General features: G+C 56.3%; 25 protein-coding genes and 1 tRNA gene. 10 read left to right on the top strand and 16 right to left on the bottom strand.

Annotation, left to right across the window (positions count from 1 at the left end; genetic code table 11):
• Nucleotides 1–32: 32 nt before the first annotated feature.
• Nucleotides 33–1,073 carry an FUSC family protein gene (locus AB9L16_RS12315; RefSeq protein WP_041481018.1) on the top strand — a complete coding sequence of 347 codons (1,041 nt, stop codon included), beginning with the start codon at nucleotides 33–35 and terminating at the stop codon, nucleotides 1,071–1,073.
• 3 nt (nucleotides 1,074–1,076) lie between these two features.
• Here AB9L16_RS12315 and AB9L16_RS12310 read toward each other — a convergent pair whose 3' ends face one another.
• Nucleotides 1,077–1,970, bottom strand: a complete 894-nt coding sequence (locus tag AB9L16_RS12310; protein ID WP_375123659.1) for a DMT family transporter — start codon at nucleotides 1,968–1,970, stop codon at nucleotides 1,077–1,079.
• Nucleotides 1,971–2,117: 147 nt separating this feature from the next.
• On the opposite strand from AB9L16_RS12310, the gene AB9L16_RS12305 reads away from it, so the two are divergent.
• Together AB9L16_RS12305 and AB9L16_RS12300 are read left to right on the top strand one after the other, a co-directional pair.
• Nucleotides 2,118–2,555, top strand: a complete 438-nt coding sequence (locus tag AB9L16_RS12305) for an Lrp/AsnC family transcriptional regulator (protein ID WP_056785725.1) — start codon at nucleotides 2,118–2,120, stop codon at nucleotides 2,553–2,555.
• Nucleotides 2,556–2,613: 58 nt separating this feature from the next.
• Nucleotides 2,614–2,943 carry a YceK/YidQ family lipoprotein gene (locus tag AB9L16_RS12300; RefSeq protein WP_130910296.1) on the top strand — a complete coding sequence of 110 codons (330 nt, stop codon included), beginning with the start codon at nucleotides 2,614–2,616 and terminating at the stop codon, nucleotides 2,941–2,943.
• Between the two features lie 65 nt (nucleotides 2,944–3,008).
• Here AB9L16_RS12300 and AB9L16_RS12295 read toward each other — a convergent pair whose 3' ends face one another.
• The gene (locus tag AB9L16_RS12295; RefSeq protein ID WP_008006561.1) at nucleotides 3,009–3,680 is read right to left on the bottom strand and encodes a Bax inhibitor-1/YccA family protein; all 672 of its coding nucleotides are present in this window, start codon (nucleotides 3,678–3,680) and stop codon (nucleotides 3,009–3,011) included.
• 123 nt (nucleotides 3,681–3,803) lie between these two features.
• Here AB9L16_RS12295 and AB9L16_RS12290 point away from each other — a divergent pair.
• The 3 genes from AB9L16_RS12290 (at nucleotide 3,804) to AB9L16_RS12280 (ending at nucleotide 4,855) form a co-directional block, all read left to right on the top strand.
• Nucleotides 3,804–3,891 (top strand) — tRNA-Ser (locus tag AB9L16_RS12290).
• A 388-nt stretch (nucleotides 3,892–4,279) separates the two neighbouring features.
• Entirely contained in the window at nucleotides 4,280–4,483 is a 204-nt protein-coding gene (locus AB9L16_RS12285) for a hypothetical protein (protein WP_375123658.1), read from the top strand.
• Nucleotides 4,484–4,486: 3 nt separating this feature from the next.
• Nucleotides 4,487–4,855: an AidA/PixA family protein gene (locus AB9L16_RS12280; RefSeq protein ID WP_375123767.1), complete on the top strand. Its 369-nt coding sequence runs from the start codon at nucleotides 4,487–4,489 to the stop codon at nucleotides 4,853–4,855.
• A gap of 374 nt (nucleotides 4,856–5,229) precedes the next feature.
• On the opposite strand, the gene AB9L16_RS12275 is transcribed toward AB9L16_RS12280, so the two are convergent.
• The 7 genes from AB9L16_RS12275 to pstS form a co-directional block, all read right to left on the bottom strand.
• The gene (locus AB9L16_RS12275) at nucleotides 5,230–6,078 is read right to left on the bottom strand and encodes a hypothetical protein (protein ID WP_375123657.1); all 849 of its coding nucleotides are present in this window, start codon (nucleotides 6,076–6,078) and stop codon (nucleotides 5,230–5,232) included.
• 418 nt (nucleotides 6,079–6,496) lie between these two features.
• Nucleotides 6,497–7,138, bottom strand: coding sequence for a hypothetical protein (locus AB9L16_RS12270; RefSeq protein WP_375123656.1), 642 nt, complete (start codon nucleotides 7,136–7,138; stop codon nucleotides 6,497–6,499).
• Entirely contained in the window at nucleotides 7,138–7,836 is a 699-nt protein-coding gene (locus AB9L16_RS12265; RefSeq protein ID WP_375123766.1) for a hypothetical protein, read from the bottom strand. The genes AB9L16_RS12270 and AB9L16_RS12265 overlap by 1 nt, the downstream gene beginning before the upstream one ends.
• A 93-nt stretch (nucleotides 7,837–7,929) precedes the next feature.
• Entirely contained in the window at nucleotides 7,930–8,691 is a 762-nt protein-coding gene (gene pstB, locus AB9L16_RS12260; protein WP_016774591.1) for a phosphate ABC transporter ATP-binding protein PstB, read from the bottom strand.
• Nucleotides 8,692–8,766: 75 nt separating this feature from the next.
• Complete coding sequence (gene pstA / locus AB9L16_RS12255; protein ID WP_016774590.1) at nucleotides 8,767–9,678, bottom strand: phosphate ABC transporter permease PstA; 912 nt, start codon at nucleotides 9,676–9,678, stop codon at nucleotides 8,767–8,769.
• On the bottom strand, nucleotides 9,678–10,643 hold the full coding sequence (pstC, locus tag AB9L16_RS12250; RefSeq protein ID WP_024012838.1) for a phosphate ABC transporter permease subunit PstC: 966 nt from the start codon (nucleotides 10,641–10,643) through the stop codon (nucleotides 9,678–9,680). Before pstC ends, pstA begins: the two co-directional genes overlap by 1 nt.
• Before the next feature lie 74 nt (nucleotides 10,644–10,717).
• On the bottom strand, nucleotides 10,718–11,749 hold the full coding sequence (gene pstS, locus AB9L16_RS12245) for a phosphate ABC transporter substrate-binding protein PstS (protein WP_051600442.1): 1,032 nt from the start codon (nucleotides 11,747–11,749) through the stop codon (nucleotides 10,718–10,720).
• Nucleotides 11,750–12,062: 313 nt separating this feature from the next.
• Between pstS and AB9L16_RS12240 the strand changes: the two genes are divergently transcribed.
• Both AB9L16_RS12240 and AB9L16_RS12235 read left to right on the top strand, forming a co-directional pair.
• Nucleotides 12,063–13,502 (top strand): ATPase domain-containing protein, encoded by a 1,440-nt coding sequence (locus AB9L16_RS12240; protein WP_130899380.1) that lies wholly within the window; start codon nucleotides 12,063–12,065, stop codon nucleotides 13,500–13,502.
• A gap of 23 nt (nucleotides 13,503–13,525) precedes the next feature.
• On the top strand, nucleotides 13,526–13,885 hold the full coding sequence (locus AB9L16_RS12235; protein ID WP_016774585.1) for a response regulator: 360 nt from the start codon (nucleotides 13,526–13,528) through the stop codon (nucleotides 13,883–13,885).
• On the opposite strand, the gene AB9L16_RS12230 is transcribed toward AB9L16_RS12235, so the two are convergent.
• Nucleotides 13,880–14,836, bottom strand: coding sequence for a fimbrial protein (locus AB9L16_RS12230; RefSeq protein ID WP_095179880.1), 957 nt, complete (start codon nucleotides 14,834–14,836; stop codon nucleotides 13,880–13,882). The two genes, AB9L16_RS12235 and AB9L16_RS12230, sit on opposite strands and share 6 nt — an antisense overlap.
• A gap of 324 nt (nucleotides 14,837–15,160) precedes the next feature.
• Here AB9L16_RS12230 and AB9L16_RS12225 point away from each other — a divergent pair, with 324 nt between their 5' ends.
• Nucleotides 15,161–15,700 (top strand): hypothetical protein, encoded by a 540-nt coding sequence (locus tag AB9L16_RS12225; protein ID WP_095179878.1) that lies wholly within the window; start codon nucleotides 15,161–15,163, stop codon nucleotides 15,698–15,700.
• A gap of 74 nt (nucleotides 15,701–15,774) precedes the next feature.
• Here the strand turns inward: AB9L16_RS12225 and AB9L16_RS12220 are convergent, their stop codons facing one another.
• The 6 genes from AB9L16_RS12220 to AB9L16_RS12195 all read right to left on the bottom strand — a co-directional run bounded on the left by AB9L16_RS12220 (nucleotide 15,775) and on the right by AB9L16_RS12195 (nucleotide 24,510).
• Nucleotides 15,775–17,403: a methyl-accepting chemotaxis protein gene (locus AB9L16_RS12220; RefSeq protein WP_056785681.1), complete on the bottom strand. Its 1,629-nt coding sequence runs from the start codon at nucleotides 17,401–17,403 to the stop codon at nucleotides 15,775–15,777.
• 115 nt (nucleotides 17,404–17,518) lie between these two features.
• Nucleotides 17,519–17,980 carry a hypothetical protein gene (locus AB9L16_RS12215; RefSeq protein WP_056785680.1) on the bottom strand — a complete coding sequence of 154 codons (462 nt, stop codon included), beginning with the start codon at nucleotides 17,978–17,980 and terminating at the stop codon, nucleotides 17,519–17,521.
• 308 nt (nucleotides 17,981–18,288) lie between these two features.
• Nucleotides 18,289–18,666 (bottom strand): type 1 fimbrial protein, encoded by a 378-nt coding sequence (locus AB9L16_RS12210; protein ID WP_016774580.1) that lies wholly within the window; start codon nucleotides 18,664–18,666, stop codon nucleotides 18,289–18,291.
• 102 nt (nucleotides 18,667–18,768) lie between these two features.
• The gene (locus AB9L16_RS12205) at nucleotides 18,769–22,356 is read right to left on the bottom strand and encodes a transporter substrate-binding domain-containing protein (RefSeq protein WP_315435014.1); all 3,588 of its coding nucleotides are present in this window, start codon (nucleotides 22,354–22,356) and stop codon (nucleotides 18,769–18,771) included.
• A 52-nt stretch (nucleotides 22,357–22,408) separates the two neighbouring features.
• Entirely contained in the window at nucleotides 22,409–23,116 is a 708-nt protein-coding gene (locus tag AB9L16_RS12200; RefSeq protein WP_041478777.1) for a response regulator transcription factor, read from the bottom strand.
• Nucleotides 23,117–23,289: 173 nt separating this feature from the next.
• The gene (locus AB9L16_RS12195) at nucleotides 23,290–24,510 is read right to left on the bottom strand and encodes an EAL domain-containing protein (protein WP_024012832.1); all 1,221 of its coding nucleotides are present in this window, start codon (nucleotides 24,508–24,510) and stop codon (nucleotides 23,290–23,292) included.
• Nucleotides 24,511–24,830: 320 nt separating this feature from the next.
• Between AB9L16_RS12195 and AB9L16_RS12190 the strand changes: the two genes are divergently transcribed.
• Nucleotides 24,831–25,436: a fimbrial protein gene (locus tag AB9L16_RS12190; RefSeq protein WP_016774577.1), complete on the top strand. Its 606-nt coding sequence runs from the start codon at nucleotides 24,831–24,833 to the stop codon at nucleotides 25,434–25,436.
• Nucleotides 25,437–25,456 lie beyond the last annotated feature (20 nt).

Below are 25,456 nucleotides of genomic sequence, written 5' to 3'. Positions count from 1 at the left end.
TGACTACTTACAGCACCCACCGCCTGCCACCGCTGTTGCGCCGTATCCTGCGTCCGTTGCTGGACCCGTATCGGCGCTACCGTCACGCCCGACTGATCCATTCCGTGCGGGTGGCCTTGGGGTTGCTGGCGACGATTCTGCTGACCACTGGCATCAATCTGCCCCACGGCGAATGGGCATCGGTGACCATGCTGGTGGTGATCGGCGGTTTGCAGCACCACGGCAACATCGGCAAAAAAGCCGCCGAGCGCGCCATCGGTACCTTGATCGGTGCAGGAGTCGGGTTGGCACTGGTGGCGCAACATGCGTGGCTGGGCATGCCGTGGCTGACCTACTTTTCCATGGCCGTGGTCTGTGGTTTTTTCTCCTATCACGCGATTGGCAAGGGCGGCTACACCGCCCTGCTCTCCGCCATCACCGTGTTCATCGTCGCCGGGCATGGCGACAACCCGATCACCGATGGTCTGTGGCGCGGCGTCGACATCCTGATCGGCATCGCCCTCGCCCTGGCGTTTTCCTTCGCCCTGCCGCTGTACGCGGTCTACTCGTGGCGCTACAACCTCGCCGATGCCTTGCGCGATTGCGCCACGGTGTACGGGCGCATCATCAACGGTGAAGCGGTCAGCGCCGACGAACACGTGCGGCTGATGAGCAAGCTCGGCGCGGTGATGGTGCAATTACGTTCGCTGATGCCGTCGGTGTCCAAGGAAGTGAAAATCTCCATGACCGAGCTGGACGCGATTCAGCGCAACCTGCGCATGTGCATCAGCACGCTGGAGATCCTCGGCAATATCCGCCCCAACGCAAGTGACCCGCAGGCCACGGCACATCTGCAAACGGCACTCAAGGCTGAGCACCGGCAGATTCGCGTGCAACTGATCGGGATGGCTCGCGCCTTGAAGACCGGTGCCTCGCAACGGCTGGAGCGGCCGATGGAGCTGCCAGCAGCGGACCTTGATGCGCCAGTCGCCAATACGCTCGACGGCTACCGTATGCTGACCCGACAACTCGCTGCCAATATCAGCGAGATGCGCCAACGCTTGGCAGCCACCGCACCGCGCTGGAACATCTGATTCTTATTGCGCCGCCAGCCGCCGGGCTTTCCAGCCCCAACCTTGTTGCATGCCGGCGGCGGCGAGCAGGATCGCTGCGACGCCTATCCATTGCAGCAATTCGAGGCGATGGCCGAAGGCGAACCAGTCAGCGAAAATCGCCGCGATCGGATATATAAAGGACAGCGCGCCGGTCAATGCCGTCGGCAATTTTTGAATCGCGCCGTACAGCAAAACGTACATCAGACCGGTGTGCACGATCCCGAGAGTCAGCAGACTGGCCCAGGCATCGACGCCTTGCGGCAACGCATCGAAATGCGCAAAAGGCGCGAGCAACAACACCCCGGTGCAGACTTGAATCAGCGCGATCAGATGTGGCGGCGTGCCGGTCAGGCGCTTGATGATCAGGGCGGCAATCGCGTAGAGAAACGCCGCGCCCAACGCCAGGGCAATTCCCATCAAGTAATCGTTACCCTCCTCGCCTTGCGTGCCATGGGCGCTGACGATCGCCAGCATGCCCATGAACGAAATCGCCAGCCAGAACAGCTTCTGCAGGGTAATTTTCTCGCCGAGGAACAACGCCGCCAGGCCGACCAGCATGAACGGCTGTACGTTATAGACAGCCGTGCCGATCGCAATCGAGGCGCGGGAATAGGACGCGAACAACAGCACCCAATTACCGACAATCGCCATGCCACTGAGCACCGCCAGCAGAAACGTTGTGCGGGTCAGAATCCCCGGACGCAGGAATCCGAACGCGGCGCAGACCAACAGCAAGGTGCCGGCGCCGAACACGCAGCGCCAGAACACCACGTCCAGCACCGGTTGCCCGGACACCAGCACAAACCAGCCGATCGTCCCGGATATCAGCATGGCGGCGGTCATTTCCAGCGAACCGCGGCGGATTGCGTTGTCCATCATCTTCTCCTGAGGCTGTGAGCGAAGCATGGCAAAAGTATGCCAAGCGCACCTCGGGCTGCTCCAGCGCATAAAGCAGGCTAAACTTGGTTTTTGCCTTTTTTATCGAGGGTGATTTGCGTCCCTTGCCTAATCCGGAGTTTGAATGTGACTGACGATATCGATCAGATCCTTATCAGCGCGCTGATGGAAGACTCGCGTCGCTCGCTCAAAGCGCTGGCGCAGATCAGCGGCCTGTCATCGCCCAGCGTGGCCGAGCGGTTGCGGCGTCTGGAAGAACGTGGCGTGCTCAAGGGCTACACGGTAGAGATCGATCCGAAATGCTTCGGCTATCAGTTGCAGGCGATCGTCCGTGTGCGGCCGCTGCCAGGGCAACTGCAGGAGGTTGAGCGGCAGATCATGTCGATCCCGGAGTTCACCGAGTGCGACAAGGTCACCGGCGACGACTGCTTTATTGCCCGCCTGCACGTGCGCTCGATGGAGCAGCTCGATACCCTGCTCGACCGACTGAATACGTTGGCCGAAACCAACACCGCGATCGTCAAGAAGACCCCGGTCAAGCGGCGACTGCCACCGATGGCGTAGGTGTCTTTTACCAATGATCAGGGTAGATTGGGGTTTTTTGCGGCTAAGGAATGGCGCTATGAAAATTCAGGCAATACTGCTGGCCGGCATGCTGCTCGGCGGCTGTGGCACGATTCAAACAGTAGCGCGCAACGATCAGGCTGCCGTTGACGGACTCAAGCAGCAGAAAAGTTATTGCGGCGCGGTACCGAGAATCTACAGCGGCCTCGCTTATGACTTCTGCACGCTGAACGCTCCGCTGGCCTCAGGCATCGATCCCGATGATCACCGCAACGCGGCGATTCCGGTGGTGCTGGTGGACGCCGTGGTCTCCGGCGCCCTAGATACCTTGCTGCTGCCCTACACGATCTACCGTCAGCAAGTGGACGGCAGCATCGTCATCAACTGAGCAGACACCTTTGTCCAGACGATAAAAAACCCGCCGAAGCGGGTTTTTTATTGCAGCCATTACGATCAGTCGTCGCGGCTCATGATGCCGAACAGTTGCAGCAGGCTGACGAACAGGTTGTAGATCGATACATACAGGCTGATGGTCGCCATGATGTAGTTGCGCTCGCCGCCGTGGATGATCGCGCTGGTCTGGAACAGAATGCAGACCGACGAGAACAGCACAAAGCCGGCGCTGATCGCCAGTTGCAGGCCGCTGATCTGGAAGAAGAAGCTCGCCAGCGTAGCGCCCAGCAGGACAAAGAAACCTGCGGTGATGAAGCCGCCAAGGAAGCTCATGTCCTTGCGGGTGATCAGCACGTAGGCCGACAGACCACCGAACACCAGTGCGGTCATGGCGAAAGCCGAGCTGACCACTTCAGCGCCGCCCTGCATGCCCAGGTAACGGTTGAGGATCGGGCCGAGCAGGAAACCCATGAAACCGGTCAACGCGAAGGCGGATACCAGGCCCCACGCGGAATCACGGAGTTTGTTGGTGAGGAAGAACAGCCCGTAGAAGCCGATCAGCACCACGAAAATGTTCGGGTAGCCGACACGCATCTGCTGGGCTACGAAGGCCATCACACCGCTGAATGCGAGGGTCAGAGCCAAGAGACCATAAGTGTTGCGCAGGACGCGGCTAACCTCTAGCTGCTCAGCCTGCACGCTGTTATTAACTGCGTAATCCTGTTCGCGCATGGCGACACTCCTGTTGGTTTGAAACGTTCAGTCGCAAAGATCATAACAGACGCTCTGTAACAAGCCATGCAGAGAGTTTGACAGTGTGTTTCATTCAGGTATTATGGCGCCCGCAACGCAAACGGAGGTGTGGCCGAGTGGTTTAAGGCAACGGTCTTGAAAACCGTCGACTGTAACAGGTCCATGAGTTCGAATCCCATCGCCTCCGCCATCTTTATACGACAAAGCCCTGATTATTCAGGGCTTTGTCGTTTCTGGCGTTCGCAAAAATTTCCGGCTTGGAAGATGCGTTCCATAAGCATTAGGAGCGCGTCCCACACTTTATCGACCTAACAGAACTCACGCGGGAATGGCTCGACCCAGCCACACCGAAAGAACGCGCCGAGCAGATGGCGCTGTATGAGGGCGAGCCACCCGAGGCTTTCGAATGGATCAAGGTGGACAAGGCTGTCGGCTACATTCGCAATGACCAACCCGGACTGCTGCTTCCTAACGATTATTGCACTGCATGACGGGAGAAGATCGAAACTTGTCGATACGAATCGTTCAACTAATCTCCCCCTCGGAGTGCACCCAGGGACCGGGTGACCGGACACCCTATGAGGGAGCGGTCTAAGAGTGCCATCGCAAACAAGGAGCAACAAAATGTCTGGATCGACCAAACAATTGATGTGCTTATCGCTGTAGATGCCGATTATTTGATCGCCAACCCCGATGCATTAGTCGCTAATGCGGTTTCCATGCTAGTAAATCGCGAAGCGATCGATAGCCAAGCGACCGGCATCTACGGGGCCGTGGGTTAAGAACTGTGGATTGACGTCGAGCCCGGCGATAACGTTCGCTGGCGCGCTACCACGTTATCGCGCAACTTCGACCGTGTTGCACTGATCACCGGAATCGAACAAACCAGTAACCCCAGCAATGATCCCAAAGAGACGGGCTCCATTTCCACCCCAACCTCGTACAACATCCCTCATATCCCAGTGCCCTATCTGGACAAAGGCGCTCCCCACGGCATCGGCAAAACCGATGTGACTTATACATTTTGGCAGGCTGTGGCGGAAAACGGTGGGAAACTCGCCTACCAGATCACTTTCGTCCTTTTGGACCGTGACCTGAACCAGATAGGCGAGCCTCACACGTGGGATCCTTTCATCACCGTCAACGATCGATAATGTGAACCGTTGAGATGCTGCGCACAGTCTTGGCCGGTATGCTCTTGTCTTCTGGAACGCACGGGTTAGAACTGGTCGCAAGATATAATTGAAGTCGCCCGAAATGGCTGAGTTTTTAAAATTCACATCAGAGCACTCTTTCAATCAAAGTCCAGAATTGCAATCTTATCGAAGGCGGCAACCATTTCATTTGAACCAAGCCTGTGCCTTTCTTCCTCTGAATGCTCTCAAGGCTCTAGATCGTCCATTACATCACCACTTCACGCCAGCCAGCGCCCCCTACGGGGATCACTCACGGCTCGATCTGCTCAGGCAATATAAAACAAGCATGGGAGCCGCAAGGCGAACGAGTTCAATGGATACAATTGATCAATTCATGAACCTCGATAATAGTCCGCCATAATGTTTGAGACATACCCATGGCGTTTAAGAAAGGAGAAATCCCACTCTCGAACAACCTTTCTTGTTTTACCTCCGCGAACGAAACACATGCTTGAAAATAGAATCCTCTCATTGGGCATCAACGTATCTCTAGCGATGTTCATATAACTACTTTTCAAATCATGTGAGATATTAGCGTTATGCACTAAGTGAACTACCCTTGCAGTTCGCAAATAAAAACCGTTCCTGATATCGCCAGTGATCAGGGTTCGAATATGCGCCTTTGTTTCGTTCAACTGATCCCGCCATGCTAGATCGTCGAGACGCTTCCTCTGTGACTGAAGCAGCTTGGCTAAAGCAGCAATCTTGGTCATCGAATCTGCTTTACTGGTTTGGTTAACGCGAAAATGGTCTTCACAGTATTTTTCCACTCGATCAAGCAACTGAAAAAAAGTGTTTTCAAATTTTTCCACCTCCATGATGCTTTGTTGCGAAGACATAAACGTGGTCGTCTTTCTGGCTTCGACAGTTTGTATCAACGTCGTCCTAAGCAAAACCAACAGCGCTAGGAAACTTAGGACAGGATTTATCAGCCCTCCGAAAAAATCACCTATTTGACCGATGTTATTTTCAAAATTAAGCTTCCTACCATAAAGAATCACGAAAGACAACAAGACTACCGCAGCAACTACTAGCGCCATCCAAACCATTAAAGCATTACTGATCGGTGGAATTTCCTCAATTACACCTGAAACACTTCGCTCACTCACAAATTGATATATGCTGTATGCAGTTACAAGCACAACAAACACTATTACTGCAATTAAAATATACTCCCTCACCCCACATCCCTTTAATCAAATTACTACGATATGTACCGAAATTTTCTCCTGAACGCCATTTTTTTGCCACTACAAATTTTCATCCTGGATTTAATGTGCCGGTCTCAGGCGCTAAGCCTGAGAAGCGAGGATCCCCGGTGTCCCCACACCAGATCTACAAAAAGAAACTCGCGCAAGCGATCCGCAAGATAAAGCACTGCCGTACATTGGCTCAGAGCACTAGGCTAGGTTGAAATGGATCGAACTCGAGACCAGGGATAAGCCACTGATCTGCGCACTATGAAGGGAATCTTAGATCGATATATTCGTGACGTGGTCCCGAGAAAGCACCGCGCACGCCGAGGGACAATCTGGCAGAGTTCAAAAAGCTCTCGCATGTCGGATGCTATGCTGCCGTGTTAGCGGCAGGTGTGCTCACTTAACCAAGTGGCTCAAAGACAGCGCCAGCACGATGCCGCACCGGCTCTTCAGGTCTGAACATTTGCTGCCAGGCGAGCTGCGCCTGGACCTTGGCCACCGAATCCAGCACTTTCTGCGCCCAGCGATCATCCTCGGGATGAACCACGACCACCCGGAAGCCATGATCCTTGCCTTCAATCTGCACGCCCTCCGAATCATCGACATGCAAGTCGATATCGAACGCTGGCGGATACTTGGAAGGCGCGTTCGACATCCCGTGCGCCGTCAAGGCACGGTTGTGCAGCACGCTGTTGACCACGCCGTCGACGCGGATACCGTACAGCGCCAACCAGCGCCTGATATAGGACGGCGTGCGCCCGGATGAGGTGTAGACCCAGACACTGCAATCCTGGCGACGCAGCTCTCGGATCAGCGATCGTGTGCCCATCCGCAACGGTTCACCCAGCCAGCGATGAATACAGGCCGGTAGTCGACTCTTCTCCACTGCGCAGTGGTGGAGCTGGCAAGCGAGCGTGTCATCGATATCGAACGAAATTCGTATGCGCTGACGTTCGAACAACTGCGGCAAAGCGCAGCGGATAGCCTGCCCTGCCCGGCTGCCGAAGGTTTTCAATCTGGCAAATGCTGGTGCCCAGTTCATCAATGGCCACCTTGAGAGAGAGGCAAAGGCTTGCCTTTGAGAAAGAACTTCATTGGATCGGGCGCCTGTTCTTCTAAGAATGCTGCATATTTTTTCTTGATCTTGGGCAATTCGTACAACGCCTTGACGCCATGCTTGGCGGAGTTGCGGATGACCGAGGACGGGTTGAAGTAGCCCTCGGCGTTTTCCAGCGTCAACACGAATGGAGGCAGCCCCGCCCGCATGAGCAGGTAGCTGACAATGAGCGAGCCACTGCGGTTATTGCCTTCGATAAACAGCTGCGGCTTGCTCAGAATGCGCACATAGACACCGGCTGCACGTTTCCAGACTGACTCACTGCGATACGCGCAATACCAGTTGTACAAGTCCTTGATGCCGCCCTCGACGTTGTTGAAGAAATGCGCCTCGGTGGCTGCCAGATGCTGGGCGTATTCCAGCCGGCGCGCCGGATCCCGGCCACAAAGCACCGTGGCATTGATCTCCAGCATCAGGTTCAGTTGCTGCAGATCGAACAGGTCGACGCCGCGGGCAACATACTCGTCAACCAACGCATAGCCTTCAAGCACATTGTGCAGAACTTCGTCAGTGAACGGGTCCCGAGGCTCGGTGAAGTGCCGGCTGAGCTCGGCGAAACGGCTCTGCACGTTACGCAGTGCGCGTTCAATCGCAGGCAAATCAAGGCGATGCGTGGCAGGCATTGGAGCTCCTTGGAAACGCTTGGTAAATGTCCGCCGGTGCCCGCCAAATCCATTTGGCTTGTGCAGGTAGGCGGCCGTGACCGGTGGCAAGGCTCAGCTGAACTTGCCGCTGATGTAATCGCCGGTCATCTGTTCACGCGGGTTGTCGAAGATCTGCGCGGTCGGCCCCATTTCGACCAGATAACCGGTGCGCGTGCCCTGGGAAATATCTACCGAGAAAAACGCCGTGGTGTCAGCAACACGGATGGCTTGCTGCATGTTGTGGGTCACCAGTGCGATGGTGTAGTCCTTCTTCAACTCGACCATCAACTCTTCGACGCGTCGGGTGGCGATCGGGTCGAGTGCCGAACAGGGCTCATCCAGCAGCAGGACTTCCGGCTCAGTGGCGATAGCCCGGGCGATACACAGGCGTTGTTGCTGGCCACCGGAGAGCGACAGGCCGCTGACCTTGAGCTTGTCCTTGACTTCGTCCCACAGCGCGGCGCCTTGCAGCGCATGCTTGACGCGGTCGCCGATATCGCCCTTGTAGCGATTGAGGCGAAGACCAAACGCCACGTTGTCGAAGATGCTCATCGAGAACGGGTTAGGCTGTTGAAACACCATGCCGATGTAGCGACGTACGACCACCGGATCGACGCCCTTGCCATAGACATCCTGGCCGAGGAAATGCACATGGCCCTCAAAACGAAAGCCCTTCACCAGATCGTTCATCCGGTTGAGACTGCGCAGCACGGTGCTTTTGCCGCAGCCTGAGGGACCGATGAATCCGGTGATCTTGTTTTTCTCGATGGGCACGTGGCTGTCACGTACTGCCATGAAGTTGCCGTAGAAAATCTTGTCCAGTTTGCAGTCCATGACTACAGGCGCCTGGGTGACAAACGGAGCGGCAATTTGCGCAGTGGATACGTTCAAAATCAGATGCTCCCGTTCTTAATACTTGGGCTTGCCGAAAATCCGGCTGATGATGTTCACGAACAGCACGATCATCACCAGCACCAACGAGGCCGCCCATGCGAGCTCGAGCTGGTTATCGAAAGGCATGCCGGAGAAGTTGTAGATCAGCACCGCCAGCGAGGCAGTCGGATTCATGACATCGAGATTGCCCTGGTGGTAGATCCAGTAGTTGCTGAACAGCGCGGTAAACAACAAAGGTGCCGTCTCGCCTGCGGCACGCGCCACGGCGAGCATCACGCCAGTCAGGATCGCCGGCATGCCGGTCGGCAAGATGATTTTCCAGATGACCTGCGAGCGAGTGCAGCCCATGCCATAAGCAGCATCTTTCATGATCTTGGGCACCATCCGCATCGATTCTTCTGCGGTGAGCACCACGATAGGCAGCATCAGGACGGCGAGCGCCACGCCACCTGCCGGTGCCGAATACGTGCCAGTCGTCATTACTACCAAAGCGTAGGCAAACACCCCCGCCAGGATCGACGGCAGGCCCGTAAGCATCTTGGCGGCAAAACGCGCGGCGTTCCCCAGCTTGCTATCCGGCCCCAGTTCAGCCAGAAAAATGGCCGCCATGATCCCGACCGGCACCGCGATCGCTGCCGCGATACCGACCATCACAAAGGTACCCGCCATCGCGTTGCCGAAACCGCCGCCCATCTCGAAGCCGGTCGGCGGCAGTTCGGTGAAGACTTCCAGGTTAAGACGCGCGCCACCACGAGTGATCAGCATGTAGAGCACGGAAATCAGCGGCACGCTGGCCAGCAAAGCACCTGCCCAGACCAGGGTGGTCAGGATCAGGCTGCGCAGCGCGCGGCCTTCGAACCTGCGTTGCAAACTGGGCATCGCACCGGTTGGCGCCGTCAGGTCTGTTGCTGCGGTCAGATCAGTCATCACTTGTTACCCCGTTGGGCGTACATCATGATCATCGAGCCGAAAATGTTCACGATCAGCGTAATCAACATCAGCACGAGCGCGGCATACATCAACACCTCGATCTCGTTCGGTCCGGCTTCGGGGAAGTTCAGCGCCAGCAGAGCGGCAAGCGTGTTGGCCGGTGCAAACAACGAGAGGGAAATGTTGTTGGCATTGCCGACCAGCATGGCCAGCGCCATCGTTTCACCCAGCGCGCGCCCCAGGCCCAGCACCAGAGAGCCGAAAATGCCGGTGGCAGCCGAAGGCACCATCACCTTGAGAATCGCTTCCCAATGGGTTGTGCCCATGCCGTACGCGGCCTGTTTGGTTTTCATCGGCACAGCCGTAAGCGCGTCCTGCGACACGGCGGCAATGGTCGGCAGAATCATGATGGCGAGCACCAGAGCTGCGGGCAGCAGGCCCGGACCGCTCAGGGACGTGCCGAAAAAGGGTATCCAGCCCAGCTCGCTGTTCAGCCAGGTCGTCAGCGGCCGAATCGCCGGAATCACCACATAGATCCCCCACAGGCCATAGACCACGCTGGGGATGGCCGCGAGCAATTCGACGATGGTGCGAAACAGCGCAGCGAGCTTGGTTGGCAGGAAATCCTGGGTCAGGAAAATCGCCATGCTCACGCCAAAGACACCGGCGATCAGCAACGCGATGAAGGCGCTGTAAAGCGTGCCCCAGATGGCCGGCAGGATGCCGTATTTGCCCTGGTTGACGTCCCACACACTGCCCAGAAGCACATCGAAGCCGTGCTTCTCCATACCGGGAAGTGCCTTGCGTCCGACTTCGAACACCAGTGCAAATACCAGCGCCAGAATCAGTACCACACCGATGCGTGCGAGCGCGCGGAAGGTGCGATCAACCAGAAAATCCTTCGTCGAGGGTGGCTGGCAGGCAGAGTCGGGATTAACCGGTACGACAAAAGGTTTGTTCATGGGCTAAGTCCGGAACAGGGGGAAAACTTTCCCGGCGTGGCGCAGACGCACACGCCGAGAGAGACCTCACGGCGTTACTGAATGTTGGCGGACGCTTTGCGAACCTGTTCGACGACCGATTGCGGCAACGGGATGTAACCCATCGAATCGGCAATCTTCTGCCCCTCGGTCAGGCTGTATTCGACCATTTCACGCATGGCTTTGGCCTTGGCCGGGTTGCCATTATCCTTGCGGAAAATCATCCAGGTATAAGAGGTGATCGGATAGGACTTGGCACCGTCCGGATCAGGCAGCCAGGCCACCAGGTTTTCCGGCATCTTCACCGCCGCCAGGGCCTCGGCACCGCTTTCGGCGTTTGGCACGACGTAATTGCCTGCCTTGTTCTGCAACTGGGCAAAGTCGACCTTGGCCAGCTTGGCGAAGCCATATTCGATGTAACCAATCGCACCAGGGGTCTGACGCACGGTAGCGGTTACGCCATCGTTTTTCGGCGACTTGATGAACTTGTCACTGGCCGGCCAGTTGACGGTGTTGCCCTCACCCAACGCCTGCTTGAACTCGGCGTTGACGGTTGCCAGGTGCTTGGTGAATACGGCGGTAGTACCGCTGGAATCTGCACGCACGACAACCGTGATCGGCGTATCGGAGAGTTTCAGGTCCGGGTTGGCTGCGACGATCTGCGGATCGTTCCAGCGCGTGATTTTGCCCAGGAAAATGTTGGAATAGACGTCGCGTGGCAGCTTCAGACCCTTGGGATTGCCCGGCAGGTTATAGGCCAGCACGATTTCCCCGGCGGTCATTGGCAGCAACTGCACGCCTTCGGCGACCTTGGCGATATCTTCGTCCTTCATTGCCGAGTCACTGGCAGCGAAATCCACGGTTTTGTTCAAGAAGTCCTGTACGCCCGCGCCACTGCCCTTGGATTGGTAATCGACAGTGACACCATCGGATTTCTTGCTGAAATCCTTGAACCAGGTCAGATAGATCGGCGCCGGGAAACTTGCTCCGGACCCCGTCAGGCGAACATTTTCTGCTGCAAAGGAGGCCGAGGTGGCACAAAGAGATACCGCAATGGCGAGCGCAGCAGACTTCATCAAACTTTTCATTAAATGACACCTAGTGATTACGGGCTCCCGAACTCTGCAGCAGTTTTGTGACGATTTCATGAAAGCAAAGTGGCAAGCGTTACCCTCATGGTCCGCAGCAGCGCCTATGGATGTAATCGGCCTCCGGGTTTCGAAAAATCGAATCTTCCTGTGCCGGGCTTGTCACTACCCCCTGATCCCGAGCAGTCACGCGCCAGGTTCACATTGCAAAAACGCTACTTTTCCCCAGCCTTTATGGCCCTCGACCGGAAATGGCGTTAGCATTTCACTCATTCGGCTGAACAAGCCTGTTTATTCAGATCAGGGTTGCATTGTGGAAAAGCTAAAACGCCTTCAAAGCGGGATCGAAGGGCTCGACGCGCTGCTTCAGGGGGGCTTTGTCGCGGGCGCCTCGTACATCATTCAAGGGCGTCCGGGCTCCGGCAAGACCATCCTTGCCAATCAGCTCGGATTTCACCACGCCCGAAACGGCGGCCGTGTGCTGGTCGCCACGTTGCTGGCCGAGTCCCACGACCGTCTGTTCCAGTTTCTGTCGACCATGAGTTTCTTCGACGCCTCGCGAGTCGGCGCCGAAATTCAGTTCGTAAGCGCCTTCGATACGCTGGAAAACGAAGGCCTTGATGAAGTCGTGAAGCTGCTTCGGCGCGAAATCACCCGGCAGAAGGCGACCGTCATGGTCGTCGACGGCCTGCTCAACGCACGTTCCAAAGCCGACTCGCCGATCGATACGAAAAAATTCATCTCTGAACTGCAAGGCCATGCCGCATTTGCCGGTTGCACCGTGCTGTTCCTGACCAGTTCGCGCCTGGACGACGGCAGCCCCGAGCACACGATGGTCGACGGCGTCATCGAAATGGGCGAAGAGCTGTTCGGTACCCGTTCCGTACGGCGCATTCATTTGCGCAAGACTCGCGGCAGCGGCGCGTTGACCGGTCTTCACGAGTGCGAGATCACCGATAACGGCCTGGTCGTCTACCCGCGCCTCGAAAGCCTCTACAAGCGCCCTTCCGCCCCTGACAGCGCGGACATGACGCGCATTCCAAGCGGCATTGCTTCACTGGATGACATCCTCGGGGGTGGCTTGCACAGCTCCAGCGTGACGCTGGTCATGGGGCCTTCCGGGATCGGCAAGACCACGCTGGGTCTGAAGTTCATCGCGCAGTCGACGGCCGAATCGCCGGGCCTGCACTTCGGCTTCTATGAAAGCCCGCAGCGGCTGCGGCTGAAAGGCCGTTCGCTGGGCATTGATATCGAACACATGGAACACAGCGGTGCGCTGAGCATTGCCTGGCAGCCAACTACCGAAGGCTTGCTGGACGGCCTCGGCGCACGCCTGCTGAGCCTGGTCGATGAAAAAGGCATCAAGCGCCTGTTCATCGATAGCCTCAGCGGCATGACTCGGGTTTCAACCACGCCGGAACGCATCACCGACTTTTTCAGCGCGCTGATGAATGAGCTGCGATCCAGAGGCGTTACGGTGTTCGCCTCATGGGAAATGCGCGATTTGTTCGGCTCCGAGGTCAGCGCACCGAACTCCGACCTGTCCAGTATTGTCGACAACCTGATGCTCATGCGTTTCTTTGAGAATCACGCTGAACTTCACAGGACGCTTTCCATTCTCAAGATACGTGATAGCTCCTACAACCCGTCGCGGTTCGAGGTGGTTATCCGTGATCAAGATGTGTTCCTGGAAAAGGCTTTGAAAAATGAACCTTCAGTCACAGCTGAGTCATTGCCTGGTTCAATTTCGTAAGTCTTCAAGCGGGTTGAAATAACATGACCACCATTCTGGTAGTCGACGACGAGTATCTGATTGCTGACATTCTTGGCTTTGCGCTTGAGGATGAGGGCTTCATGACTGTGACCGCGAGCAATGGCAAGAAGGCTCTCGAAGTGCTGGAAAGAGAACGTCCAGCCCTGGTCATCACTGACTTCATGATGCCGGTCATGGACGGCCTCGAATTCGCCGAAGCCGTACGTGCCCAGCCGTCCGTCAAACACTTGCCGATCATTCTCATGAGTGGCGCGCAAGCGCACATCGGCATGCAGCGTTCGGATCTGTTTGATGTGGTGGTGCCCAAGCCGTTTGATATTGCGGTGATTGTGGCTGAGGTAAAGAGGCTGTTGGGCTCATAGATACTCGACGACAAAGGCAATTTCGGCATTGGCATCGCCCGCTCGCATTTGCGCATTGGAAGGCTCGATGCGCACGAAGCGGGCTTGCAAGGAAACATATGCATTGCCGCCTTGCGATGTGGGCGCTTTCATTATGTAGTTCTGATTCAGTTTGAGTGTCGACTTGTCACTGAAGCGCATCTGCAATGCCAGACCTTTGGCAGTGGAATTACTGTTCAGATTTACCATGCCAGTACCAGCGTCCCACACAGGGCTGCCCGCAGTGGGTGAGAAGGAAAATCGGAAGTTGTTAATTCCTGTGGGACAGTTTTTCATATTGAGAGAAAAGTATTGCTCCTTGGCAGATGCGCCGTTCTCGGGGAAATCGCTCAAGTTATAGCTGCCCATATCGACTTTCACATCGGGTGTTTCGCAAGACTGTGAGACTACCCGCGTGCCGCTGGTATTCATTGCCAAAGGCTCGATTTCAGCAGCGACAAACGTCCCCAGTTGGCCTGAAGGTATCGTCGCACTGCCGGAAATAGTGCCCGTCTTTACAAAACGCAAGATGTGCTCCGAACCATTCCAACCCCAACCGCCAGCAGTGTCGGTAGTTCCTGGAAAGCCCTTCCACGCTTTCCCCGATGGCGGTCGGACCCATTGCCAGCCGATTCCGGTATTCCCAATAGGAAAAATCTCCACGCCCGGCTGAGTAACGCCGACATTATTGCGCACACCTTCATTGTGCACTGCAGAGCACCTGAACGAACTGGGAATGGAACCCAGCGTCACGATCGGACTTTCATAGATAACCGTGCCATTCGGCGCGTCACGTGGTACCGAGAGAGTGGCCGGCAGTATAACCCGCATATTGCCCATGGAATTGTCCGGATAAAATTCGCATACCGCCGCCATTGCGTTTGACGACAGCATATACAAGAGCCCGACAATTAATACACGGCACAACTTCATAACACTCTCTCTGACTCTATCTAGCGTGTAAACAACTGAATGGCTGACGTAGCCACACCTATTTAATTGGCAGCAAAATCACCACGACCGGAACGAGAAGATAATAAAAAAAGAACACTTGAGCAAAAATTTATTTATTCAATAACAAGACAATTCTCATAGATTTATAACCAGCCAGTCAGACCTGAAAAATCTACAAACAGACACGCTATTTAGCATCACACTTACTCAGCGCAAATAACTAAAGCCAATTTAAGACTCGTCTTAAATGCACAGTGGAACTCGGCCAGTACCCTGACTGTTCTTGATAGGAGAACAGATTCCGTGAGAGCCCTCGATACCCTCAATAGCGCAAAACCCCACAGCAACGCCGCCCTCTACTGCCTGACGATTCTGGCACTGGCGCTGATCGCCATGACTGTCGTCGCCGGTTATGAGCTCAACAATCTCTTTCCACTGAAGGCCGTGGTGCAACAGCAGGAGATCCAGCTCAAGCAGCGCTCCGATACCATCCAGTCAATGACCGCTGAACTCAAGCGTCTGGCGGAACAAAAGCAGGCCCTGGAAACCGACCTGCTTACCGCGAAGGAACAGGCGAAGGCCGCCGAGGCGGCAAAGACCGAACTCGAAAACACTCAACGCGCAGCACAAACCAGCGCGGCGTTAGAGGATGAAGACTCACTCTGCGCGATCATCGAGCAAAATATCCGACTCGTAGCGGACCAACTCAGTCGCGACGACTTCTTTCGTCTGCGTGATGAGCGCGAAGCTGAAGCCGAAGCCGTGCTTGAAAGCTATGAAAAACAACTCGCCACCTGCATTGAACAACTGACGGCACACACCGAATCGCCAACACAGAGTTGAGTCAGCACTCGTTGCGCGCTGCGCTTGATCGCGGATCAAAAAAGCCCTGGCAATCAGGGCTTCCCGTTAACGTCTTAAAGCTTGAATTCCTTGGTCAATTTATTCAGCGACGCCGCCAATTGCGACAGCTCCGCCGATGCGACTGCCGTCTGTTTCGACCCCTCTGCGGTTTCACATGACAGGTCACGAATGCTGATCAGGCTGCGGTCGACTTCCCGCGCAACCTGAGCCTGCTCCTCGGCAGCGGTTGCCATCAGCAGGTTTCGCTCGTTGATGAGATTCAGCGAGCCAGTGATGTCGGTCAGCACTTCGCCGGCGATATTGGCCATTTCGAGCGTTCTCTCGGCCTGAGCGCGGGTGTGGCTCATGGAGGAAACTGCGCGGCTGGTGCCCGACTGAATGGAGCTGACCATGGACTCGATGTCCTCGGTCGACTTCTGAGTACGCTGCGCCAGCCCTCTCACCTCATCGGCAACCACGGCAAAACCGCGACCCGCCTCCCCCGCCCGCGCTGCTTCGATCGCTGCGTTCAAGGCAAGCAGATTGGTTTGTTCGGCAACCTCTCGGATAACGTCCAGCACGCTGCTGATATCGCTCGCCATGGTCGATAGCGCCTGCACCTCAGCCGAGGTGCTGTGCACGCTGGACACCATCAGATTGATTGCGGCTACCGTGTCGCTAACCTGGCTTCGACCGGCGACGGCTGCCGCACTTGATTCCGACGTCAGCTGCGAGGTCGATGCGGCGTTGTCTGCAACCTGCTCCACCGCTGCACTCATTTCAGTGACGGCGGTGGCGGCCATTTCGATTTCATGGCTCTGACGTTGAGTGATACGCGAGATATCTTCAGTGACGCCGTGCATGACCTCCGAGGTTTCGGCCAGCTGCGTGGACGAATCACGGATCATGATCAAGGCATCTCGCAGACTGGTTTGCATCGCCGCCAATGACGACAGCATTTGCGCGGCCTCATCGGAGCCATCCAGCGCAATGGTTTCGCTCAGATCATTGGCGGCGATGCATTCCGCCACCCTTAGCGAGCCTGCAATGGGTACCGTCAGGCTGCGGGTATACAACACGGCCAGGGCCAACGAAGCACCGATCGCGATGAGAATGAACACACTGACGATCAACAGCGTGTGCTCATAGACATTGTCGGCCTGCTTGCCCGCCTCATAAGCTTCTATTTCGTTGAGTGCAATCAGCTTCTTGAGCGCGACTTGTACACCATCCGAGGCAGCACGCATCTGATTCTTTGACAACGCAATGGCCGCCTCAAGCTGCCCGTTCGCCACGGTTTGAAGGTATTGGTCCTGCGCCTGATCGTTGACCTTCTGTGCTTTGGCAAACTCCTCGAACGCCTCGCGCCCAGCGTCAGTGGCCAGCAGATCAATGAGCGCTTGCTGATGTTTTTTGATCAGCTGACGCGACTGCTGAATGTCCATCAGGGCTTGCGCCTTGCGCTCAGGGGTTTCGATGGGATTGCGCAAGCGAGCGTTGTTGCCCTTGATTTCGACGAACTCTCGATCGAGTTGGCCGAGCAGCTTGATACTCGGCACGATCGTCGTCTCGACGTACGTTTCTGCCTTGTTGAGCAAGTCGACTTGCTGCAGAGCGATCAATCCGATCGCGATAATCATGAGACAGAACAAGCCGAAACACAGCGCCGAACGAGGCGCGAGATTGAGTTTACGAAGCAGCATGATGCCTTACCTTAGAGTGTATTCAAGACAATGGGGCAAACGAGTGGGCGGCACAGCAGGCGCTGGGCAATAGCACCTCAGCGTCTACGTGGATCATCGCGGGAAGGTGCAGCAGCTAGCGGTTTGCGCACGAAGAGAGTGTGGAGTCGGTCGAGGCCGGCTCCGCAAGTTCCTTGAGCGCCGGGTCGGCCAGCATCAGAAAATCTGCCAGGCGCGGCAGATTGATTTTCGAGACCAGGCGCATCCAGCGTTGCGGATGCGGGTTGAAGAAGGTCTTCGACCACTGGTGATCATCGTTGGGATTGAAAATCAGCAGATGACGAATCAGCGGGTTTTCCCCGAAAAAGTCGAGCGGATCCATCGCCATTTCGCTGAGCAACTCAGCATTGACGACGACCAGGCTCAACCGTTGAGGGCAGTAATACGTCAGTATTTTCAGGTCACGATAAGTGCAAACGTTCAAGACGCTGAGACAGCCCAGCTTGTTGAACTGCTGTTCGATTGACAGACCTCTGCGCACATCGCTATCGGCGATCAGGATCCGCAAGGATCGACTGCGGTTATTTTCAAGAAACATCGGACACCTTTGGCAGCTCCATTCTTCCTTTCAAGAAAATAACCAAGGGCCAACCTGCCTGATATGAGACTTGTCTCAAAAATGAACGCAGGGATAGATGATAAAAAGCCACACCTTGACGACAGCCCAAGCGATCGGCGCATGGTCTGGCTCAGAAAGTGTTGAAGGAGGGATTTTGCAACGCAGGGGAGTGGCGACAAGCCAGAAGCGCGGGACGGTTCTGTGCGAACCAGACAATTCTCATTATTAACGCCCCTTTTTGTCAGTAACCTTGAAACAAGGGGCGCAGACTCATTCTTTCCAAGCCATCAAGGCAGCGTCATCGTCACTACGTAATTACCGCTCGTTATCTGGTGACCCTTGTTGTCCGTGAGCAGCAAGCGCTGGTCGTAATAATCGTCCTGCTCATGAGTATCGGCAATCACCTTCACAAACACCTGCTGGCGCGACTCACCTCGCCCTGCCGCACTGACGTTGTTCACGGTAAAAATCTGCCCGGTGCTTGCCTGGGGGCAATCAAGCAACTCGACAGAAGAATGGCTGGCGCCACTGGCAATGCAACTTGCCTCGACAATTCGACCGCTGAAGCGAATCACTCCGCTGACCGGCGCAGACTGGGCTGCGCTGACGGTGTCAAAACCGAGCAGGCAAAGGCAGGCAATCAATAAAGGACGTCGAATGATCATCGCGAAACTCCATGGTTATTAACCAAGGTATCGCCCGCTGCAAAATGATCTTTAACGTCAGCTTCAATGCAAGGCCAGTCGGATGGTCATGAGCCGATACGTTTACAGCTCGATCCGTTTGATTTTCTTGATCAGATCAGCCTGTGCATGCTCCAGCTTCAATGCACTGCGATTGAGGTCCAGCGGATCGATAACAGGCGCCTCGCACTCGGCCTCAAGCTCGTTACACGCCTCAATGACCTGATGCTCGGCAACAATGCGCGCCGCCCCCTTGATGCGGTGCGCCAGGTCAGCCAACAGCCCGGGATCGCTTTCGGGTATTAGCGAATGCAACTCCTCCAGATCCTTTTCGCAACTCGACAGCGCCTCGCGCAGAAGTTCTTTCATCATGTCGAGATCGCCCCCGGTGAGCTCGTCAAGACGCTCGCGAATCGAACCCAGCTCCTTGATAGTCGCCGCAGGCGGGCTTTCAAATGGCTGGGTTTCAACATTTTTTTCCCAGCCTGCAAGCATGATCGACAAGGTGCCGAGACTGATCGGTTTGAACAGGCAATCATCCATCCCGGCCTCCCGGCATTTCACTTTTTCTTCCGGCTGCGCGTTGGCCGTGAAGCCCAGTACGATGCACGGCGATCCACCACTTTCGCGTTCGTCCTGGCGAATGGTGCGGGCCAGCTCATAGCCGTTCATGACCGGCATGTTGCAGTCCGTGATCACAATGTCGAACGGCTCCGAGCGCCACAGCGCCAATGCCTGGGCACCGTCGGCGGCATCACGCACCGCCTGGCCAAGGAAACTCAGCTGCTGCGTCAACAGCAGGCGGTTGGCGCTCTGGTCATCGACTACGAGAATCCTGAGTGTCGGTACCGGTTTGTCCTGAACAACCGAAACAGGCAGCACTTTGCCGCCAAGCGGGCTGAGAATATTGAAGAAGAGCGACACTTCCAGGCAGGTGCCTTTGCCAAGCGTACTGGTAATGTTCAGCCGCCCGCCCATCAATTCGCACAATGAACGGGAGATCGCCAGTCCCAGACCGGTGCCGCCTCTGCTGGAGGGACCATGATTGGCTTGGGAAAACGGCTGGAACAGATTCTGCAGATCGGCGCTGGAAATGCCGATGCCGGTGTCCTCGACCTTGAGGTCGACCTGTAAGCGTTCGTCAGCGAGACGTTGGCCGCGAATCGAGACGCTGACATGACCGGTGTCGGTAAACTTGATCGCGTTGCCCACCAGGTTCGAGAGCACCTGCTGGAAGCGCATCGGATCAACCAATACGTCACAGCCGACAGTGGCGTCGATGTCGAGCTTAAGCACCAGACTCTTCTGCCTGGCCAAGCCGTCGAACACCCGCGCCACGGATTCGACCAATTCGCGCAGGTTGGCACGTTTCGGCGAAAGGCTGACATGGCCCGATTCGATGCGTACCACATCGAGGATATCGCCGATCAGTTCCAGCAGACCTTTTGCCGAGTCGTATGCCACTTCAATCGCCGGCCGATCGAAGTGACCTTGCTCGGCACGCTTGAGGGTAAGTTCGAGCATGCCGATCACGGCGCTCATCGGCGTACGGATTTCGTGGCTCATGGTCGCCAGGAACGTGGTTTTGGCGCGGCTCGACTCGTCAGCCAGCTCTTTCGCCGAACGCAACTCCTCGATCAGTTCACGGCGTTCGCTGATATCGATCCAGCCGCAGATCACGCCTCTGACTTCACCCGCCGTGTCGTGATACGGCTGGATCCAGTGGTAAATGATCAGCCGCGTATCACCCACATGCAGCGTGCGATCCACCTCGTAAGGTTCGTCCTGCTCGATGACGCGCAGGTAGTCGTCGTGAAATTGCAACGCCTCCTGACGATTGCGCTTGCCGCTTTCGAGCACGGTCTTGCCGATCACGTCCTTTTCTGACAGGCCAAATGTTTGCAGATAATTATTATTGCAGGTCACCAGCCGACCTTCCCGGTCACGTACGTAAATGGGATGCGGCGTGCCGTTGATCAGCGCCCCCATGAACTTCAGCTGATCGCCGAGCAAGCGCTCTGCACGACTGCGTTCGCGAATCTGCCGACGGATGTAGAAATTCCACGCCAGCGATCCCAGGATAATCAGGAACGCGCCAGCGCTGATCTGGTAGATCAGCGCCTTGTAATCGCGCCACGACAACCCCGAAAACGCTGCAATGGGACGCCACCTGTTGAGGATTACGTCCAGCTCATCCGGCGGAATGCTCAGCAGCGCCTTGTTCAGAATGCTGACCAGTTCGGTATCGGCACGCCGCGCGGCGAAAGCGAGGAAGCCTTTGTTCATGCCGACGATGTTGGAGATACGCAAGCTGTCGCTGTAGATGTGGGCGATGTAGTAGCGCGCACTGTGCAACGTGGTAATCATCGCGTCCGCTCGACCGTCCTTCACGTCAGCCAAGGCGCCCAGAACTGTTTCGTTATCAACGATCTCGATGTCGGGGTAGTCCTTGAGCAGCTCACGCTCAGCCGAACTTTCGGGCACTGCGACGCGCTTGCCGCGCAGCTCCTGCAGGCTTGAAGGCGCGCCTGCGTCCTTGGTGGTGACGATCACAAAGGGGCTGGCAAGGAACGGATGAGTGAAACGCATGCCGACTTCCCGCGAGACCGTTGGTGTCAGCAGAGAAATATCCGCGCTGCCATCCAGCAGACGCGTGCTCAGACTGGAAAAGCTGTCGGTGCGCTCGACATTGATCTGCAAGCCGGTACGCCGCTGGATGAGCTCGAGCAGATCAGCGCCGATCCCGCCAAAGTTGCCGTCACCATCAAAGAATGCAAACGGTGCCTGATCGTCATTGATCACGAACCGCGCGACCGGATGCAGCTCAAGCCAACGTGCTTCGCCGGGTGTCAGGTCAATGCGTTTGGGCGTCAGCGCCCCGCCGCCGCCCGACCAGCGCTTGGTAATTTCGGCAATCTTCGCATCACCCAGCGACTCGAGGGTCGAATCGATCAGACGCAGCAATTGGTCGTTGCCCCGGCGCAAGGCAAAGCTGAAACCGCTGGTTTGGGTTTTGACGAAAGAGTGCAGCCGCACATAGTTGAAGTAGTTGAGGTTGATCAGGTAATTGCTCGACACCGTATCGCCGAGAAACAGGTCGACCTTGCCAAAAGCCAGCGCAGCCAGTGCCAACTCGTTCGATGGAAAAAGCACGAATTCGGCGTTGGGGTATAACGCGTGTAATTGACTGGAAGGCAGGTAATCGTCGGCAACCGCAATACGCAAACCGGCCAGATTGGCCGGCATCGGGCGCCGATCATCACCGCGCATGAACATTGCCGGCACGTCTTCGACATAAGGCTTACTGAGCGTGACGAGGCCGTCGATCAACTCGAAACTGTTGGAACTGCCCAGCATGTCGATGTCGCCACGCTCGAGCGCCGCCATGGCGTCGCGACGGTCGGGATAAGCCTTGACGGTAACTTCGACATGCAAGGCCTGACCGATAATGCAGGCGATGTCGGCGGCTATTCCCTCGTACCGCGTACCGCTGGCGGTCATGACATAAGGCGGGAAATCCGGAAGCGCCGAGCCCAGCACCAGACTGCGCTTCTGCCGCAGCCAACTCCAGTCTTCATTGGCCAGATCGACCTGTAGCTCCTTGCAGTCAGACCGACCGAACACCTGCAGAGTGCGCGGCTCTGCTGCCCACAACGACCCGCTACCGAACATGACAAGCACACTGACTAGCAAAACACCGCGCAACAGATGAAACATAAGCGAGTTATCCCTGGTTGTCCGCCGTCAGGCTGTGCTGCAACTTGAACAGCTCCGCATCACCACGAATGCCAAGCTTTTTGAAAGCGGCCTGTTTTTGCCCGCTGATGGTTTTGCGACTGCGCGAGAACTTCAAAGCGATCTGCGTCACTCCCATCCCCTCGAGGCAGCAGCGCAATACTTCTTTTTCTTTCGGTGACAGAAGAGGATTACTGAGGAAGTCGTCGCCGTGCGCCGCGCCATCGTCATTGGCACCAGCAGGTTCGTCGACCGACGCAGGCAGCACATCGAGTTCGAAGGCCATTTCCGGCGAAAGATACAACTGGCCGGACGCAGCACTGCGGATGGCGGTGATCAGGTCATCGACCGACTGCGACTTGCCGAAGAATCCGCTGACGCCCGCCCCGATCGCCATATTCACTACCGCCGGGCGCTCTTCGGAAGATGAGACAAGGATGCGCATGCCCGGATATTGCTTGCGCAGCAGGCGGATCAGATTGAGCCCGTCCAGCTCCCCATCGTGCAGTTTGTAATCGAGTATCAGCAGGTCGATGTCGATTTCGCGCAATCCGGTGAGCAACTGCGCGCTGCTGCCATACACACCTACGACACTGAACTCGGCTTCGCGCGTCAGCCGCGACTTCATCGCCAGACGTATGAGCGAGTGATCATCAAGGATGGCAACGCGTAACGGATTCACGACTGACCAATGCATGAACAGCTCCATGATGAAGAGTGTTGGAGGACCATCAGCACTTGGCAACCGCAGCAAATCCCGGGCATCACCGAAGCATTCAGGTGCATCTGATTGATTTCTCGGCACATGATGAGTGTTTTGAAGGCGTGACGAAATAGGGCTTTGTCCCAAAAGTCAGAATGCCGCTTGCATCAACGATCGGATGTGCCTATTGCGCGGCGCCAGGACGACTTCTGGCCTTCGAAACGCCAGTCGACCAAATGCGCCCAATTCATCGGGCGAGCATAGAAGAAGCCCTGCCCCCACTGACAACCAAGCCGCGCCAGATGCTGAACCTGATCTGCGGTTTCAATACCCTCTGCCACCACGCGCATGTCCAATTCCCGCGCCAAGGCCAACGCCCCGTGGATGACCGCGCTGTAGCGCGCCTGATGGAAATTCTGCACGAAGCCGGCGTCGAGTTTGATTTCGTTGAACGGCATCTGGCACAGCCGCTCAAGTGAAGAATAGCCGACACCGAAATCATCGATTGCCAGACTGAAGCCGAGCATGCGCAGACGCACCATGTTTTCCATGCTGATCTCGGGCATCTGCAGCAGGCCGGTTTCCGTGAGCTCGAAAATGAGCCCAGCTGGCGAGGCGCCATGGATGCGCAACAGCGCCTTGATCCGGTCGACAAGATTCGGATTGGCCATCTGCGTCACGTCGAGATTGAACGCCAGCTTGAACGGCTTGCCGTGAGACTGGACGAAGCGCTGCAGACTCAAGCCTTGCGTGAGCAGGCTGAAAAACATCTCATCGAGCAGCCCGCAGCGCTCGATCGTCGGCAAGAACATGCCTGGCGAGAGCAAGCCGCGACTGGGGCTCTGCCATCGCACCAGCACCTCGGCGCCATCCACCTCACCACTGCGCAGATGAAACTTGGGCTGGAAATAGGCGCGAAATTCCTGACGGCGTATCGCTTCGAGCACTTCGTTCTCCGAAGGCTGATCGAGATGACTTTCCACCACTTTGGCATCGCCCGGAGTGTGCGGCCGATAACGCGCCAACAATGGCCCCAGCACATCGACCATCAGAGGCTTGCCGACACTGCCAAGCAATTCCAGCCCCTGCAACGTGACAATCCGGTCAACCGTGCGCAACAAGTCTTCAGGCAGTGAACTGCAGATGATCACTGCACGAATCAAACCGGCCTCTCTCGCCAGGCGCAAGAACGTCAAACCATCCATCCCGGCCATGCTCAAGTCACACAATGCAACGTCCACGCCTCCAGCCTGGGATATCACAGCCAGCGCATCCTTGCCGTCAGCCGCCTGAAAGATATTTTTGTACCCCAGACTATTAAGCGCACTGACTGCCGCCGTGCGCTGAAAGGCGTGATCTTCCAAGACCAATATACGAAGCGTGTTCACAAACCTGGAACCTCTTTCTATCAGTCGTTAATAGCGAAAGTTTGAATAATCTTTCAAGCAGGACGCCCGCTCACAAACTTTGCGTTGACTGAGAATTTCTGCATCCGCGAATACTAGCCAGACAAAGACCGCACGACTTTGAGAATTGTCTCATTTGGTTCGCTGCACCATTACCGCAAATATGAATACGCCACTGTCATATTACTGACCGGCTCGCACCTTTATCGCTTTAAGACAAATCCCAAAGACCCGCCACCACCGCACACCTAATATGGCCTGGCATTTCAATGCAGCACTTCACAATAACTTCGGATATAAACATGAAAAAGTTCGCTTTCGCAGTACTCACTCTTTCCGTACTGGCTGCCTCCACTGGCGCAGTGGCTGAAGAAGAAGCGGCCAAAGCTGTCAAGGGCGGCAGCGGTCAAATCAGCTTCACCGGCGTTATCAATAACGACGCTTGCTCGGTAGATGGCGCCTTGGGTAACGACAAGATGATTGCCGTGGACATGGGCAGCGTGTCGATCAAAGACATGGGCACCGACTCTGCTCCGGGCGCCGGTCGTGTGGCCGCCAACGATTTCAACCTGAAAGTGAACTGCAACGCTGGCACCAAGGTTTCGATGCTGTTCAAACCAACCGTAAACGGCGGTTCGGGCCTGGTTGATGGCAAGAAAGTTCTCAAGCTGCAGGGTGCAGACGCGGCCAAGGGCGTTGGTATCGCACTGCTGGACAGCAATGGCCAGTTGATCGACCTGAGCTCCGAAGCCACTGCCAAAGTGCAGACCAACCTGACTGGCGACGCAACCACAGGTGGTGATGGCACCCTGTCGTTCGCAGCCGCTTACGTCACCACCGGCGACAAGACCACCGCTACTGCCGGTACCGGTAACGCCACTCTGCCGTTCGTTCTCGAATACGAATAAGCAGCCCGCAATACCTGGAC

It is taken from the genome of Pseudomonas sp. LW8, assembly GCF_041956865.1.
GTDB lineage: Bacteria > Pseudomonadota > Gammaproteobacteria > Pseudomonadales > Pseudomonadaceae > Aquipseudomonas > Aquipseudomonas siliginis.
This window is presented reverse-complemented; position numbering and strand designations above follow the sequence as displayed.

Coding starts and splice junctions, on each gene's coding strand:
- AB9L16_RS12310 (WP_375123659.1), bottom strand. CDS start 1,970: ATGGACAACGCAATCCGCCGCGGTTCGCTGGAAATGACCGCCGCCATG.
- AB9L16_RS12300 (WP_130910296.1), top strand. CDS start 2,614: ATGAAAATTCAGGCAATACTGCTGGCCGGCATGCTGCTCGGCGGCTGT.
- AB9L16_RS12295 (WP_008006561.1), bottom strand. CDS start 3,680: ATGCGCGAACAGGATTACGCAGTTAATAACAGCGTGCAGGCTGAGCAG.
- AB9L16_RS12285 (WP_375123658.1), top strand. CDS start 4,280: ATGAGGGAGCGGTCTAAGAGTGCCATCGCAAACAAGGAGCAACAAAAT.
- AB9L16_RS12270 (WP_375123656.1), bottom strand. CDS start 7,138: ATGAACTGGGCACCAGCATTTGCCAGATTGAAAACCTTCGGCAGCCGG.
- AB9L16_RS12265 (WP_375123766.1), bottom strand. CDS start 7,836: ATGCCTGCCACGCATCGCCTTGATTTGCCTGCGATTGAACGCGCACTG.
- pstB (WP_016774591.1), bottom strand. CDS start 8,691: ATGGACTGCAAACTGGACAAGATTTTCTACGGCAACTTCATGGCAGTA.
- pstA (WP_016774590.1), bottom strand. CDS start 9,678: ATGACTGATCTGACCGCAGCAACAGACCTGACGGCGCCAACCGGTGCG.
- pstC (WP_024012838.1), bottom strand. CDS start 10,643: ATGAACAAACCTTTTGTCGTACCGGTTAATCCCGACTCTGCCTGCCAG.
- pstS (WP_051600442.1), bottom strand. CDS start 11,749: ATGAAAAGTTTGATGAAGTCTGCTGCGCTCGCCATTGCGGTATCTCTT.
- AB9L16_RS12235 (WP_016774585.1), top strand. CDS start 13,526: ATGACCACCATTCTGGTAGTCGACGACGAGTATCTGATTGCTGACATT.
- AB9L16_RS12230 (WP_095179880.1), bottom strand. CDS start 14,836: ATGAAGTTGTGCCGTGTATTAATTGTCGGGCTCTTGTATATGCTGTCG.
- AB9L16_RS12220 (WP_056785681.1), bottom strand. CDS start 17,403: ATGCTGCTTCGTAAACTCAATCTCGCGCCTCGTTCGGCGCTGTGTTTC.
- AB9L16_RS12215 (WP_056785680.1), bottom strand. CDS start 17,980: ATGTTTCTTGAAAATAACCGCAGTCGATCCTTGCGGATCCTGATCGCC.
- AB9L16_RS12210 (WP_016774580.1), bottom strand. CDS start 18,666: ATGATCATTCGACGTCCTTTATTGATTGCCTGCCTTTGCCTGCTCGGT.
- AB9L16_RS12205 (WP_315435014.1), bottom strand. CDS start 22,356: ATGTTCGGTAGCGGGTCGTTGTGGGCAGCAGAGCCGCGCACTCTGCAG.
- AB9L16_RS12200 (WP_041478777.1), bottom strand. CDS start 23,116: ATGCATTGGTCAGTCGTGAATCCGTTACGCGTTGCCATCCTTGATGAT.
- AB9L16_RS12190 (WP_016774577.1), top strand. CDS start 24,831: ATGAAAAAGTTCGCTTTCGCAGTACTCACTCTTTCCGTACTGGCTGCC.